Origin of the sequence: Cellulomonas fengjieae, assembly GCF_018388465.1 — a bacterium.
Lineage (GTDB): Bacteria > Actinomycetota > Actinomycetes > Actinomycetales > Cellulomonadaceae > Cellulomonas > Cellulomonas fengjieae.
Genome location: NZ_CP074404.1, coordinates 1,636,643 through 1,651,176, shown reverse-complemented (window position 1 = coordinate 1,651,176; position 14,534 = coordinate 1,636,643). Strand labels below are relative to the sequence as shown.

General features: G+C 72.3%; 14 protein-coding genes. 4 read left to right on the top strand and 10 right to left on the bottom strand.

What is annotated here, in order from left to right; translation table 11 throughout:
- Positions 1-21 precede the first annotated feature (21 nt).
- From KG102_RS07615 to KG102_RS07590, 6 genes are all read right to left on the bottom strand, one after another.
- Entirely contained in the window at positions 22-2,013 is a 1,992-nt protein-coding gene (locus KG102_RS07615; protein WP_208290087.1) for an ABC transporter ATP-binding protein, read from the bottom strand.
- Entirely contained in the window at positions 2,010-3,755 is a 1,746-nt protein-coding gene (locus KG102_RS07610) for an ABC transporter ATP-binding protein (RefSeq protein ID WP_208290088.1), read from the bottom strand. The genes KG102_RS07615 and KG102_RS07610 overlap by 4 nt, the downstream gene beginning before the upstream one ends.
- Positions 3,749-4,417, bottom strand: coding sequence for a TetR/AcrR family transcriptional regulator (locus KG102_RS07605; protein WP_208213681.1), 669 nt, complete (start codon positions 4,415-4,417; stop codon positions 3,749-3,751). The genes KG102_RS07610 and KG102_RS07605 overlap by 7 nt, the downstream gene beginning before the upstream one ends.
- Positions 4,418-4,535: 118 nt before the next feature.
- Positions 4,536-5,702: an SPFH domain-containing protein gene (locus KG102_RS07600; RefSeq protein ID WP_208213682.1), complete on the bottom strand. Its 1,167-nt coding sequence runs from the start codon at positions 5,700-5,702 to the stop codon at positions 4,536-4,538.
- Positions 5,703-5,787: 85 nt separating this feature from the next.
- Positions 5,788-6,222, bottom strand: a complete 435-nt coding sequence (locus KG102_RS07595) for an NfeD family protein (protein WP_208213683.1) — start codon at positions 6,220-6,222, stop codon at positions 5,788-5,790.
- Between the two features lie 93 nt (positions 6,223-6,315).
- Positions 6,316-7,110 carry an ABC transporter ATP-binding protein gene (locus KG102_RS07590; RefSeq protein WP_208213684.1) on the bottom strand — a complete coding sequence of 265 codons (795 nt, stop codon included), beginning with the start codon at positions 7,108-7,110 and terminating at the stop codon, positions 6,316-6,318.
- Between the two features lie 86 nt (positions 7,111-7,196).
- On the opposite strand from KG102_RS07590, the gene KG102_RS07585 reads away from it, so the two are divergent.
- Complete coding sequence (locus KG102_RS07585) at positions 7,197-7,979, top strand: hypothetical protein (RefSeq protein ID WP_208290089.1); 783 nt, start codon at positions 7,197-7,199, stop codon at positions 7,977-7,979.
- Positions 7,980-8,006: 27 nt separating this feature from the next.
- On the opposite strand, the gene glgA is transcribed toward KG102_RS07585, so the two are convergent.
- Positions 8,007-9,233 carry a glycogen synthase gene (gene glgA / locus KG102_RS07580; protein ID WP_208290121.1) on the bottom strand — a complete coding sequence of 409 codons (1,227 nt, stop codon included), beginning with the start codon at positions 9,231-9,233 and terminating at the stop codon, positions 8,007-8,009.
- A 111-nt stretch (positions 9,234-9,344) separates the two neighbouring features.
- Here glgA and glgC point away from each other — a divergent pair, with 111 nt between their 5' ends.
- The 3 genes from glgC to KG102_RS07565 are packed head-to-tail and all read left to right on the top strand — an operon-like array spanning position 9,345 to position 12,354.
- Positions 9,345-10,586 carry a glucose-1-phosphate adenylyltransferase gene (gene glgC, locus KG102_RS07575; protein ID WP_208213686.1) on the top strand — a complete coding sequence of 414 codons (1,242 nt, stop codon included), beginning with the start codon at positions 9,345-9,347 and terminating at the stop codon, positions 10,584-10,586.
- 44 nt (positions 10,587-10,630) lie between these two features.
- Positions 10,631-11,275, top strand: coding sequence for a phosphoserine phosphatase SerB (gene serB, locus KG102_RS07570; protein ID WP_208290090.1), 645 nt, complete (start codon positions 10,631-10,633; stop codon positions 11,273-11,275).
- Positions 11,272-12,354, top strand: coding sequence for a DUF4037 domain-containing protein (locus tag KG102_RS07565; protein ID WP_208290091.1), 1,083 nt, complete (start codon positions 11,272-11,274; stop codon positions 12,352-12,354). The genes serB and KG102_RS07565 overlap by 4 nt, the downstream gene beginning before the upstream one ends.
- Positions 12,355-12,388: 34 nt before the next feature.
- Here KG102_RS07565 and KG102_RS07560 read toward each other — a convergent pair whose 3' ends face one another.
- The 3 genes from KG102_RS07560 to fabG are packed head-to-tail and all read right to left on the bottom strand — an operon-like array spanning position 12,389 to position 14,485.
- Entirely contained in the window at positions 12,389-12,907 is a 519-nt protein-coding gene (locus tag KG102_RS07560; protein WP_208290092.1) for a SixA phosphatase family protein, read from the bottom strand.
- Positions 12,908-12,932: 25 nt separating this feature from the next.
- A complete protein-coding gene (gene fabI, locus KG102_RS07555) occupies positions 12,933-13,703 on the bottom strand; it encodes an enoyl-ACP reductase FabI (protein WP_208213690.1) in 771 nt (256 codons plus the stop codon).
- A gap of 41 nt (positions 13,704-13,744) precedes the next feature.
- Complete coding sequence (fabG, locus tag KG102_RS07550) at positions 13,745-14,485, bottom strand: 3-oxoacyl-ACP reductase FabG (RefSeq protein ID WP_208290093.1); 741 nt, start codon at positions 14,483-14,485, stop codon at positions 13,745-13,747.
- Positions 14,486-14,534: the final 49 nt, after the last annotated feature.

Genomic DNA, 14,534 nt, shown 5'->3' with positions numbered 1-14,534 from the left:
CCAGGCCCCCACCCGGGGACCTCAGTCCACCGGCGCGACCGCGGCGGCGAACTGGCTCTGGTACAGCCGCGCGTACGCACCGCCGGCGGCGAGCAGCTCGTCGTGGGACCCCTGCTCGACGATGGCTCCGTCCTCCATGACCAGGATCGTGTCCGCGTCACGGATGGTGGACAGCCGGTGCGCGATCACGAACGACGTCCGCCCGTGCCGCAGGGCGTTCATCGCCTGCTGCACCAGCACCTCGGTGCGGGTGTCCACCGACGACGTCGCCTCGTCCAGGATGAGGATCGGGGGGTCCGCCAGGAACGCCCGCGCGATGGTGAGCAGCTGCTTCTCGCCCGCGGACACGTTCGCGCCCTCGTCGTCGACCACCGTGTCGTAGCCGTCGGGCAGCGTCCGCACGAACTTGTCGACGTGGGTCGCCTCCGCGGCCGCGACGATCTCCTCCCGGGTGGCTCCGTCGGCGCCGTACGCGATGTTCTCCGCCAGCGTGCCGCCGAACAGCCAGGTGTCCTGCAGGACCATGCCCATCTGCGAGCGCAGCGCGTCCCGGGTCAGGTCCCGCGTGTCGACCCCGTCCAGCGTGATCCGGCCGCCGTCGACCTCGTAGAACCGCATGAGCAGGTTCACGAGGGTCGTCTTGCCTGCGCCGGTGGGGCCGACGATCGCGATGGTCTCCCCCGGCTCGGCGATCAGCGAGAGGTCCTCGATGAGGGGCTTGTCCGGCGAGTAGCTGAACGTGACGTGCTCGAAGGCGACCCGGCCGCGCACGGGTTCGACCGGCGCGACGGGGTCCGCCGGGTCGGGCGACTGCTCGGGAGCGTCCAGGAACTCGAACACCCGCTCCACGGACGCCACCCCGGACTGCAGCAGGTTGGCCATCGACGCGATCTGCGTGATCGGCTGCGTGAACTGCCGGCTGTACTGGATGAACGCCTGCACGTCGCCGAGCGTGATGGTGCCGGACGCGACCCGCAGGCCGCCGACGACGGCCACGATGACATAGTTGAGGTTGGCGACGAAGCCGAGCGCGGGCTGGATGATCCCCGAGATGAACTGGGCCCGGAAGCTCGAGTCGTAGAGCTTGTCGTTCCGCTCGGCGAACACCTCGGCGGCCTCGGCCTGCCGGCCGAAGACGGTCACCAGCGAGTGACCCGTGTACATCTCCTCGATGTGGGCGTTCAGCCGTCCCGTCCAGGCCCACTGCTCGGTGAACTGGGGTCGCGACCGCTTGGCGATGGCCCCGGCGATCGCGACGGACAGCGGCACGGTGACGAGCGCGATGATCGCCAGCAGCGGCGAGATGATGAACATCATCACCAGCACGCCTACCACGGTGAGCACGGCGGTGATCAGCTGCGACAGCGTCTGCTGCAGGGTCTGCGCGACGTTGTCGATGTCGTTGGTGACGCGGCTGAGCAGCTCCCCGCGCGGTTGGGAGTCGATGTACCGCAGCGGCAGGCGCGACAGCTTGGACTCCACGTCCTGGCGCATCGCGTACACGGTCCGCTGCACGACGACGGCCGTCAGCCGGCCCTGCAGCCAGCTGAACAGGAACGAGCCCACGTAGATCGCCAGCACCACGGCCAGCAGCTGCCACAGGCGCTCGAAGTCGATCCCGACGCCGGGCACCGCCCCGCTGCCCTCCACGACGTCCGCGAACGTGTCCTGGCCGCTCGCCCGCAGCGCCGAGACCGCCTCCGTCGTCGTGGTGCCCGCCGGGAAGGCCGACGCCAACTGCGCGCCGATGACGCCGTCGAAGATGATGTTCGTCGCGGTGCCGAGCAGCTTGGGGCCGATCACGGCGAGGACGACCGAGACGACGGCGAGCACCACGATGAGCGCCATGGGGGCTCGCTCGGAGCGCATCTCGCGCAGGAACCGCGTGGCGGACCCGCGGAAGTCCATCGACTTCTCACCCGGCATGCCCAGGCTGGCCATCGGCCCGCCGCCACCCGGGCCCCGCCGGACCGGGACCCGCGCCGGGGGCGCCTCGGCCTCGTCGGCGCTCATGCTGCCTCCTCCACGCTCACCTGCGAGTACACGATCTCCCGGTAGGTCTCGGACGACTCGAGCAGCTCCGTGTGCGTCCCGACCCCCACCACCAGCCCGTCCTCCAGGACGACGATGCTGTCGGCGTGCCGGATCGTGGCCACGCGCTGCGCGACCACCAGCACGGTGGCCTCCCGGGTCTCCGGGAACAGCGCCGCGCGCAGCCGCGCGTCGGTCGCGTAGTCGAGGGCCGAGAAGGAGTCGTCGAAGAGGTAGATGCTGGGGCGGCGCACCAGCGCGCGCGCGATGGCGAGCCGCTGCCGTTGGCCACCGGACACGTTCGTCCCGCCCTGGGCGATCGGCGCGTCCAGGCCGCCCTCCAGCGCCTCGACGAAGTCCCGCGCCTGGGCGACCTCCAGGGCGTGCCAGAGCTCCTCGTCGGAGGCGTCCGGTCGCCCGTACTCCAGGTTGGAGCGCACGGTCCCGGCGAACAGGTAGGGCTTCTGCGGGACCAGCCCGATCTGACCCCAGAGCTGCTCGGGGTCGAGGTCACGGACGTCCACGCCGTCGAGGAGCACCCGGCCGCCGGTCACGTCGAACAGGCGCGGGATCAGGTTGAGCAGCGTCGACTTGCCCGACCCGGTCGACCCGATGATCGCGGTGGTCCTGCCCGGCTCGGCCACGAGGTCCACGCCGTGCAGCACCGCGCGCTCGGCTCCCGGGTAGCGGAACTCGACGCCCTGCAGCTCGACCAGGCCGGGCCGCGACCGGGCACCCGTCCGCAGCTGCGCGGGCCGCTCCGGCGGGACGACCGACGTCCGGGTGCTCAGCACCTCGCCGATGCGCTCGGCCGACACGACGGCCCTGGGGACCATCACGAACATCATCGTCGACATCATCACGGCCATGAGGATGTAGGCGATGTAGGACAGGAACGCCGTCAGCTGGCCGATCATCAGCGCCCCGGCGTCGATGCGCTGGGCCCCGAACCAGAGCACGGCCACGGTCGTCGCGTTGAGCACCAGGAAGACCGCCGGGAACATCAGCGCCATGAGCTTGCCCACGCGCAGCGACGTGTCGTACAGGTCGGCGTTGGTGGAGGCGAACCGCGCGGACTCGCGGCGCTCTCGCACGAACGCCCGCACCACGCGCACGCCGGCGATCTGCTCGCGCAGCACCCGGTTGATGGCGTCGATCCGCTTCTGCATGGTCCGGAAGTAGGGGATCATCCGCGTGACGATCAGGCCGATGATGACGGCCAGCGCGGGCACGGCGACGAGCAGCACCGACGAGAGGCCGACGTCCTCGCGCATCGCCATGATGACGCCGCCCACCAGCATGATCGGCGCCATGATCATCATGGTGAACGTCAGCAGCACCACCATCTGCACCTGCTGCACGTCGTTGGTGGTGCGCGTGATGAGCGTCGGCGCGCCGAACGTGGCAACCTCCCGCGCGGAGAACGTCTGCACGTGCCCGAACAGCCGCTTGCGCACGTCCCGGCCGAACGCCATCGCGGTGCGCGCGCCGAAGTAGACCGCGACGACCGCGGCGACCACCTGCACGAGGGTCACCGCGAGCATGACGGCGCCGATCCGCATGATCTCGGCCGTGTCGCCCTGGGCCACACCGTCGTCGATGATCGCGGCGTTCAGGCTCGGCAGGTACAGCGTCGCGATCGTCTGCACGAGCTGCAGCACGACGACCGCGACGACCGCCGACCGGTACGGCCGCAGGTGGTCCCTGAGCAGGGTGGTCAGCATCGCGGGCTCCCGTCGGCGAGGACACCGTGCAGGACGAGGTCGACGAGCCTGGCGGGGTCGGGGGGTGCGATCTCGATCCCCCCGCGGGCGGCGTCGATCGTCCGGACGGAGGTGCCGAGCAGGACGGTGGTCAGCAGCTCGATCACTTCCTCCAGCGGCAGCCGGAAGCGGTCCTGGTCGGGTTCGAGCAGCCAGGCGATCGTCGCGGTGACGGCCTCGTTGCCCGCCTTCTGCCGCCTGCTCCACAGGCGCACCGCGGACTCGTGGTGCTCCGCGGGCGGGCGGGCGGGATCGAGCCGGCCGATCTCGTGCAGGAGGGACATCCAGCGCATCGAGTCGTCCACCCGCGCGAGACCCTGGGCGAGCACGGCGACGAGACGGTCACGCAGGGGCAACGACCGGTCGATGGCGGCGAGCTCCGGGACCGATCCCGCCGGGTCGATCGCCGTCAGGATCGCCTCGCGGACCAGTGTCGCCTTGTCGGCGAACACCCGGAACAGCGTGCCCTCCGCCACCCCGGCGGCCTCTGCGAGCTCGCGCGACGTGACGGCCACGCCCCGCTCGAGGAGCACGGGACGGACCGCGACGAGGATGGCCGCCCGCCGCTCGTCGGGAGGAAGCGGCGTCGCTCTGCCCGTCCGGGCCGCCGAGAGGATGTCCATGCGCGCGACACTAACTGAGTGAGTGCTCACTCCGGCAGCGATTAACCGTTCACCGCGAGCGAACACGACGAAGGGCCGGGCCCTCTCGGACCCGGCCCCTCGTGAGTCGATCAGTCGGTCAGGTGGTCGGCTCGTCCTGCACGGGCGGCTCCGGCGCCCGCGGGGGCACCGCTCCCCCGCCGGGCCGCTGGCCCAGCTCCGCGGCCGGGTCGAACGGCAGCCCGCTGAGCGTTCCCGAGCTCGTCGCGTCGGCGGTCGCCGCGGCGGACTCCCGCCGCGCCTCCGCCAGCGCCTCGGCCGGGTCGGTCAGCGTGGTGGGCGGCAGGTCGTCGTCCCCCAGCGGGGACGTTCCCGCGGCACGGTCGGAGTCCGCGACCGCGCCGCCGTCGCCCGAGAACGGTCCGCCGAACCCCTTGGCGAACACGCCGAGCGCGCTCGTGAGCTCGGACGGCAGGAACCACATCTTGTTCGCGGGGCTGGCCGCGATCTTCGGCAGCGTCTGCAGGTACTGGTACGCCAGCAGCTTGGGGTCGGCGTCGCCGCGGTGCACCGCGTCGAACACCTGCAGGATCGCCCGGGCCTCGCCCTCAGCGGTGAGGATCGCCGCCTGCGCGCCACCCTCGGCCCGCAGGATCGCGGCCTGCTTCTCGCCCTCGGCGGTGAGGATCTGGGACTGCTTGAACCCCTCGGCCGTGAGGATCGCCGCGCGGCGGTCCCGCTCGGCACGCATCTGCTGCTCCATCGAGCCCTTGATGCTGTCCGGCGGGTCGATCGACTTGAGCTCGACGCGGTTCACGCGCACGCCCCAGCGTCCGGTCGCCTCGTCGAGCACGCCACGCAGCTGACCGTTGATCTGGTCGCGGCTGGTCAGCGTCTGCTCGAGGTCCATGGACCCGACGACGTTGCGCAGCGTGGTGACGGTGAGCTGCTCGATGCCCTGGATGTAGTTGGCGATCTCGTAGACCGCCGACTTGGGCTCGGTGACCTGGAAGTAGATGACGGTGTCGATGCTCACCACGAGGTTGTCCGAGGTGATCACGGGCTGCGGCGGGAACGACACCACCTGCTCGCGCAGGTCGACGCCGGCGCGCACGCGGTCGACGAACGGGATGAGCAGGTGCAGACCGGCGTCCAGCGTGCGGGAGTAGCGGCCGAGCCGTTCGACGATGATCGCGACGGCCTGCGGGACGATCTTGACCGCCCGCACCAGCGCGATGACGACGAACAACAGCACCAGGCCCAGCACGATGAAGAGGGCGATCTGCCCGCCGTTCGGGTCGTCCATGGATCCTCCAGGGGTCACGCGCGGACCAGGTGCCCGTGCGGCGTACGTGAGTGAGATCTCGGGCGGTGCAGCCCGGGGGTGGGGCTCAGGGGCCGGTGACCGGGACGACCACGGCCGTGGCGCCGTCGATCCGAGACACGCGGACCTCGGTCCCCGGCGGGATCGTCTGGGCGGCCTCCACGCGGGCGCTCCACACCTCACCGGCGAGCTTGACGCGACCGCCCTCACCGGTGACCGTCGAGACGACCACCGCGTCGCGTCCGACGAGGGCCGCGGCGTTGGTCTCCACCAGCGGCATCCGCGCCTTGAGGTGGCGCAGCAGCCAGGGCCGCAGCGTGAACAGCAGGAGCACGGACGTCAGCGCGGCGACCACGAACTGGACCGGGACGGACGCGCCGAACAGGTAGGAGATCCCGCCGGCGATGGCTCCGCCGGCGAACATCGCGAGCACGAGATCGAGCGACAGCATCTCCAGGATCCCCAGGGCGAGCGCCCCGCCGATCCACCACAGCCACCCCATCGGGCTACTCCCTCGGTCGGGCAGGTTCCGACGGCGGACCCTGCTCTGGTACCGATCCTAGGCGATCTCTTTGCGAACCTGTGGCAGACCCGATCAGCCCTGAGGGGAAGTCGCCCGCGCGGACCAGCGGCCGTCGACGGTGTCGACGGCGAGCGGGAGGTCGAACGCGCCCGACAGCGTCTCGGCGGTCAGCACCTCGTCGATCGGGCCGGCCGCGAACGTCGTCCCCTGGCGCAGCAGCAGGATGTGGGTGAAGCCCGGCGGGATCTCCTCCACGTGGTGCGTGACCAGCACGAGCACCGGTGACTTGCGGTCCCCGGCCAGCTCGGACAGCGCCGCCACCAGCTCCTCGCGACCGCCCAGGTCGAGGCCCGCGGCGGGCTCGTCGAGCAGCAGCAGCTCCGGGTCGGTCATGAGTGAACGGGCGATCTGCACCCGCTTGCGCTCGCCCTCGCTGAGGGTGCCGAAGTGGCGGTCGGCCAGGTGCGCGACGCCGAACGCGGCCAGCAGGTCACCGGCCCGCGACTCGTCGAGCGACTCGTACGACTCCCGCCACCGGCCCGTCATGCCGTACGCCGCGGTGAGGACCACGTCACGCACGGTCTCGCCCGCGGGGATCCGATCGGCCAGCGACGCGCTGGACAACCCGATGCGCGGGCGGAGCTCGAAGACGTCGACCGTGCCCAGCCGGGAACCCAGCAGGTCCGCGGTGCCGGTGGTCGGGTGCATCCGGCCGGCCGCGACCTGCAGGAGCGTGGTCTTCCCGGCGCCGTTGCGACCGAGCACCACCCAGCGCTCACCGTCGCGGACCGTCCAGCTCACGTTGTCGAGGATCGTCGTCGTTCCCCGGCGGATCGTCACGTTCTGGAGGTCGAGCACGTCGGTCATGGGCATGACCCTAACCGCCGGGCCGCACCCGGACGCCCACGCCGAGCCGGTCGCCGGTGCACAGGGCCACGCCCTACCGTGGTCCGGTGGACCTGACCCTGGAGCTGCCTCGCTCCGTCCTGCTCGCCCTGTGGCTCGCCGAGGACCCCGTCGACCGTGCGCTGGTGGTCGACGCCGTGCAGTCCGACGACGAGCCCCACACCGTGCGGCAACGGTCGTCGAGCGACGGGCCGCCCGACGAGACGGACGAGCCGCTGAGCGCGCTGCTCGACGCGTGCGACGCCACCCCGCGAGACGTCGCCGCGGTCCTGCCCGTGCCGGGCGACCCGGGTGCGACGCCCGCGTCCGTCAGCTCGGCCGCCACGGACGCCGGCGAGGCGCTGCTCGTGCGGACCCCGCACCGGTGCCTGGTCGCGGTCCCCGTGGTGGAGCGCTTCGGGTCGGCGCTCGAGCCGGGCCACCTCGTCACGTGGGAGGTCGGCGACGTGCCCGACTGGCGCCCCGCGGTGCACGCTCAGACCGGCTCGCTGCAGGACGCCGAGCGCGAGCTGCGCCAGGGGCTGCTGCAGGCGACGGAGGCGCTGGTCCGGCTCGACGTGGCCCGGTGGCGCCCGGACCTGGCCGGCACGGTCGCCGCGCTGCGTGACGTCGAGGTGCCGGCCTGGCGGCTGCCGGCCGGGCTCGACGGCCGCCGGGCGCGCGTGCTGACGAGCGCCGCTCGGCTCCGGGCGATCGTCGCCCTGGCCACGCAGGACGACGGCGCCGCGGTCAACCTGTGGCAGGCCGACCAGCGCTCCACCGCGCTGCGGGAGGTCGACCGGATCGCCCGCCGCGCCATGGCGGCGGCCGCCTCGCGGCTGACCGGCTGACCGGCTGACCGGCTGACCGGTCGAGCGTCAGGCCAGAGCCGCCCGGTACACCTCGATGGTCCGCTCGGCAATCGCCTCCCAGGCGAAGTGGTCCTCGACCCGTCGACGCGACGCCACGCCCCACTGCGCCGTCCGCTCGGGGTGCTCGACCACGTCGGTCAATGCGTCCGCCAGGTCGTGCACGAACCGGTCGGGGTCGACCGGGGTGCCGGTGCCGTCCTGCAGCTGCTCGATCGGCACCAGCCGCCCCGTGACACCGTCGTCGATGACCTCCGGGATCCCGCCGGTGGCCGTACCGACTACCGGCAGACCCACGGCCATCGCCTCGAGGTTCACGATGCCGAGCGGCTCGTAGATCGACGGGCAGGCGAAGACCGTGCCGTGCATGAGGACGGCGATCAGCTCGTCGCGCGGCAGCATCTGCTCGATCCAGACCACCCCGGACCGCCTGGCCCGCAGGAGATCGACGAGCCCGGTCACCTCCGTCATGATCTGCGGCGTGTCGGGCGCCCCGGCGCAGAGGACCACCTGGACGTCGGGCGGCAGGAGCTCCGCGGCACGCAGGAAGTACGGCAGGCCCTTCTGCCGCGTGATGCGGCCGACGAAGACCACGGCGGGTCGCGACGGGTCGATGCCGAGCCTGCGCACGGTGGCCTCCGCCGCCGCCACCGCCTCCGGGCTGGTGGGGCGCTGCCAGCGCTCGAGGTCGATCCCGTTGTGCACGACCTTGACCAGCCCCGGGTCGATGCTCGGGTAGGCGCGCAGGATGTCCTCGCGCATGCCGCCGCTCACCGCGATGACGGCGGCAGCGCCCTCGTACGCAGTCTTCTCCGCCCAGCTGGACAGCGCGTAGCCCCCGCCGAGCTGCTCGGCCTTCCACGGACGCAGCGGCTCCAGGCTGTGCGCGCTGACCACGTGCGGGATCCCGTGCAGCAGGCCCGCCAGGTGCCCGCCCAGGTTGGCGTACCAGGTGTGCGAGTGGACCAGGTCCGAGGCGACGCCGTCGGGACCGACCTGGCCGACCGCGTCGGCCATCTCCAGGTCGATGCCGAACGTCTGCAGCGCGGCGTTCGCACCGGCGAGCTCGGTGGGGACGGTGTACCCCGTGACGCCCGGGTCCTGCCGCGGTCCGTCGAAGCAGTGGACGCGTACGTCGATCGTCCGCTCCAGGACCCGGGTGAGCCCAGCGACGTGGACTCCGGCGCCGCCGTAGACGTGCGGCGGGTACTCCCGGGTCAGCAGGTCGACACGCACTTCAACCATCCCCTTCTCGCCGGCGCCGACGGCCGGTTCTCCCGCCGACACGCTAGCGCGTGAGGGGCGCCCCGCCTCGCCCGGACCACACCGGGGGCCTAGGGTCGTGCCATGGCAGCGCCGCGCGTCCTCGCTATCGTCCTCGCAGGTGGGGAGGGCAAGAGACTCATGCCCCTCACCGCTCACCGCGCCAAGCCGGCGGTGCCGTTCGGGGGGTTGTACCGGCTCATCGACTTCGCCCTGTCGAACGTCATCAACTCCCACTACCTGCACGTCATCGTGCTCACGCAGTACAAGTCGCACAGCCTGGACCGGCACGTGTCCAAGACGTGGCGCATGTCGTCACTGCTGGGCAACTACGTGGCAGCCGTCCCGGCGCAGCAGCGCGTGGGCAAGCACTGGTACCTGGGCAGCGCCGACGCGATCTACCAGTGCCTGAACATCATCGAGGACGAGCGCCCGGACATCGTGGTCGTGGTCGGCGCCGACCACGTGTACCGCATGGACTTCTCCCAGATGGTCGACGCACACATCGCCTCGGGCGCGGAGTTCACGGTCGCCGCCATCCGGCAGCCGATCGAGGAGGCCGACCAGTTCGGCGTCATCGAGGTCGACCCGACGGACCCCACGCGCATCAAGGCGTTCCTCGAGAAGCCGACCGACCCGGTCGGGCTGGCCGACTCCCCCGGCGAGATCCTCGCGTCCATGGGCAACTACGTCGCCAATGCGGACGCCCTCGTCGCGGCGGTGACGGCCGACGCCGAGAACGTCAACTCGCGCCACGACATGGGCGGCGACATCGCCCCCTACTTCGTCGAGCGCGGCACCGCCGGTGTCTACGACTTCCTGCGCAACGACGTGCCGGGCTCGACGCCACGGGACCGCGACTACTGGCGTGACGTCGGGACCATCGACGCGTTCTACGAGGCGAACATCGACCTGATCTCGATCGAGCCGGTGTTCAACCTGTACAACGACGAGTGGCCGCTGCTCACCGGCTACACCGGGCTGGCGCCGGCCAAGTTCGTGCACGCCGGCGCCGGTCGGCTCGGGCACGCCGCCGACTCGATCGTGTCTCCGGGCGTCCTCGTCTCCGGCGCCACCGTGTCGGGGTCGGTGCTCTCGCCGGGCGTCCGGCTGCACTCGTGGGCCCAGGTCACCGACTCGGTGCTCATGGACGACGTCCACGTGAGCCGGTACGCCCAGGTGCACCGGGCGATCATCGACAAGAACGTCGTCGTCCCCGAGCGCGTCCGCATCGGGCTGGACCACGACCACGACCGCGCCCGCGGCTTCACCGTCACCGAGTCGGGCATCACCGTGGTGCCCAAGGGGACGATCGTCACGGACTGAGCGGGGGTCACGCCCGCGCGCACGCGGCGCTACCCTGCCGTTCCGTGAGCCAGCCGCAGCCCCACCTCCTCGTCATGGACGTCGACTCGACGCTCATCACCGGCGAGGTCGTCGAGATGCTCGCGGCGCACGCGGGCTCCGAGGCGCTCGTCACGCAGATCACCCAGCGGGCCATGCGCGGCGAGATCGACTTCGCCGCGTCGCTGCACGAGCGGGTGGCGACGCTCGCCGGTCTGCCGCAGTCGGTGCTGACCGACGTGCTGGCCGAGGTCGAGCTCTCCCCCGGCGCACGTGAGCTCGTCGCGGAGATGCACGCGCGGGAATGGCCCGTCGGGCTGGTCTCGGGCGGTTTCATCGAGATCGTCACCCCGCTGGCCGCGCCGCTCGGCATCACGCTGACCAGGGCCAACGCGTTGGAGATCGTCGACGGCCGCCTCACCGGCCGGGTCAGCGGACCGGTCATCGACCGGGCGGCCAAGGAAGTGGTCCTGCGCGAGTACGCCGCCTCCCTCGGGATCCCGATGGAGCGCACCATCGCGATCGGCGACGGCGCCAACGACGTCGACATGGTGACGGCGGCGGGCTTCGGGATCGCCTACAACGCCAAGCCGATGCTCTGCGCGGCGGCCGACGCGGTCGTGCGGGACCGCCTGGACGCCGTCCTCGAGCTGCCCGTCTTCGCCCCATGACCGCGTTCGTGCCCGGTCTGGACCTGGCGCGGATGCTCTACGACGACGTCCGGCCGGTGCTGGAGGAGCGCGGACTGGCCCACACGGCCGCGCTAATCGGCCCCGGCTCGGACGTGCTCGGCCTCGACGACGTCACCTCGACCGACCACGACTGGGGACCGCGGCTGCAGGTCCTCCTGTCGCCGGCGGACCACGCGGCACACGCCGCCGACCTGCACGAGGAGCTCCGACACCGGCTGCCCCCGGCCGTCGGCGGCTGGACCACGCGGGCCGCGGCGGCCGGCGACGACGGGACGCGAGGCCAGGATGCTGCCGCGACCGGCCCCGTGGAGCACCGCGTCCGCATCCTGACGCTGGAGACGCTCCTGCGCGAGCTGCTCGGGCCTGTCGACCCGCGCCGGGCGATGTCCGCCACCGACTGGCTCGTCGTCCCGCAGCAGCGCCTCCTGGAGCTCACGGCCGGCGCCGTGTTCCACGACGACCTCGGCCTGACGGCGGTGCGCACGCGGCTTGCCTTCTACCCGCCTGACGTCTGGCTGTACCAGCAGGCGGCGGCGTGGTCCGCGATCGGTCAGGACGAGCACCTGGCACCCCGCGCGGGCATGGCGGGCGACGACCTGGGGTCCCGGATCGTCACCGCCCGCGTGTGCCGGACGGCCGCGCAGCTCGCGCTGCTGCAGGAGCGGCGGTACGCGCCGTACGACAAGTGGCTGGGCACGGCGCTCGCGCGGACCGGATCGACCGGTGCCCTGCGGGAGGCCGTGTCCGCGGCCCTCGCGGCCGGTGAGTGGCGGGCCCGGCAGGAGCGGCTGGGTGACGCGCTCGTCGAGCTCGTCCGCCGGCACAACGCGCTCGGCGTCACCGCGCACGTGCAGGAGCGGACCGTGCAGTTCCACGGTAGGCCGTTCGCCGTGGTGGACGGGGCGCAGGTGGCCCGGCTGCTGGCGGGGGCCGTGACGGATCCTGAGGTGCGCGCGCTGGCCGCTCGGCCGCTCGTGGGCGGCATCGACGTGCTCAGCCCCAGCACCGACCTGGCGGCCGACCGCGGACGCACCGACGCGCTACGCCGGTTGTACTGAGCTCACCGCTCGTACGGCGCTCCCGCACCCGCGCTCACGTGGGGATCGTGAGCCTGCGCAGCGTCGCCGCCCCGTCGTCCAGCGCTGCCCAGTCGGCGACCTCCAGCAGCGACCAGCTGGCCGTGGGCACCCCGACCCGGACGCGCGCCAACGTGCCGGGGTCCGACCGCGGCCCCGCCAGCAGCGTGGCCGTCTGGGACATCGTCGGCTCGTGACCGATCACCAGCAGCGTGCGGACCTTCGCCGGGACCGCCCGGACCAGGTCGACCAACCCACGCGAGCCGGCGGAGTACAGCTCGTCGAGGTAGCGCACGTCCGGCTCGGCGCCGAGCGACGCCCGCAGCAGCTCCCACGTCTGGCGCGTCCGGACGCTCGCCGAGCACAGGACCAGGTCCGGGACGAGGCCGTCCGCCGCCAGCCCTGCCCCCACCTGCGTGGCCTGCCGGCGACCGACGAGCGACAGGGGCCGCTGGACGTCGGGGATCTGGTCGGGGTGCTCCGCCTTGGCATGGCGCAGGAGCAGGAGCTGTCGGGGGTGGGTCTCGGACGTCACCGGCCCAGCGTGCCACGCGGCCCGGTCACAGTCCCATCGCGTGGTACCCGCCGTCGACGTGCACGATCTCACCCGTGGTCGCGGGGAACCAGTCCGACAGCAGCGCTGCGACGGCGCGGGCCGTCGGCTCGGGGTCGAGGGCGTCCCAGCCGAGCGGCGCCCGCTCCGGCCAGCCACCCTCCATCGCCTCGAAGCCGGGGATCGACTTGGCGGCCGTGGTGCGCACCGGTCCGGCGGAGACCAGGTTCACGCGGATGCCGTGCGGCCCGAGGTCACGGGCCAGGTACCGCGATGTCGACTCGAAGGCCGCCTTGGCCACGCCCATCCAGTCGTAGACCGGCCACGCGTAGCGGGCGTCGAAGGTGAGGCCGACGATCGAGCTCCCGGAGCCCAGCAGCGGCTGGGTGGCGACCGCGAGCGACTTGAGCGAGTACGCGCTCACCTGGAGCGCCGTCGCCACGTCGTCCCACTCGCCGGCCAGGAAGTTGCCGCCCATCACCGACTGCGGCGCGAACCCGATGGAGTGCACGACGCCGTCGAGCGAGTCGAAGCCGGCCTCCCGCACGCGGTCGGCGAGGGCCGCGAGGTCGTCGGTGTCCGTGACGTCGAGCTGGAGGACCTGCGCCTCCTGCGGCAGTCGTCGCGCGATCGCCTGCGTCAGGCGGAACTGCCGACCGAAGGAGGTGAGCAGCACCTGCGCCCCCTCCTGCTGCGCGAGCCGCGCCACGTGGAAGGCGATCGAGCCGTCCGTCAGGACGCCGGTGACCAGGAGCTTCTTGCCGTCGAGCAGACCCATGTGCGTTCCGTTCTCGTTCGTCGCCGTGCGGGACAGGAGTGTCAGTGGCCCATGCCGAGGCCACCGTCGACGGGGATGACCGCCCCGGAGATGTAGCCTGCCGCGTCGGAGGCGACGAACTCCACGACGCCGGCCACCTCGTCGGGGGTCGCGAACCGGCCGAGCGGGATGGCGTCGCGGTACGACTTCTGCGTGTCGTCGGGCAGCGCCCGGGTCATGTCGGTGTCGATGAACCCGGGAGCGACGACGTTCGCGGTGATCGCGCGACCGCCGAGCTCGCGCGTGATCGAGCGGGCCATGCCGACGAGCCCCGACTTCGAGGCGGCGTAGTTGACCTGCCCGGCCGACCCGTACAGGCCGACCACCGACGAGATGAAGATGATGCGTCCGCGGCGCAGCCGGATCATCCCCTTGCTGGCGCGACGTGCGCAGCGGAACGCCCCGGTGAGGTTGACGTCCAGGACCTCGGCGAACTCCTCGTCGGTCATCCGCATGAGCAGCTGGTCGCGCGTGACGCCCGCGTTCGCGACGAGCACCTCGACCGGGCCGTGCGCGGCCTCGATCTGCGCGAACGCCGCATCCACGGAGGCGCTGTCCCGCACGTCGCCCACCACCCCGAGGACGCCGGCGGGCAGGTCCCCCGTGCGGTAGATCGTGGCGACCCGGTCGCCGTTGGCCACGAAGCGCTCGGCGATGGCCCGCCCGATGCCCCGGTTGGCACCGGTCACCAGCACGCTGCGGGCGGTCGGCTGGGCGGCTGTGTTGTCGGAAGTCTCAGGCACGGGACACGACGCTAGCCGACGAGTGCCGTGCGTCACGGCACCGACCGCC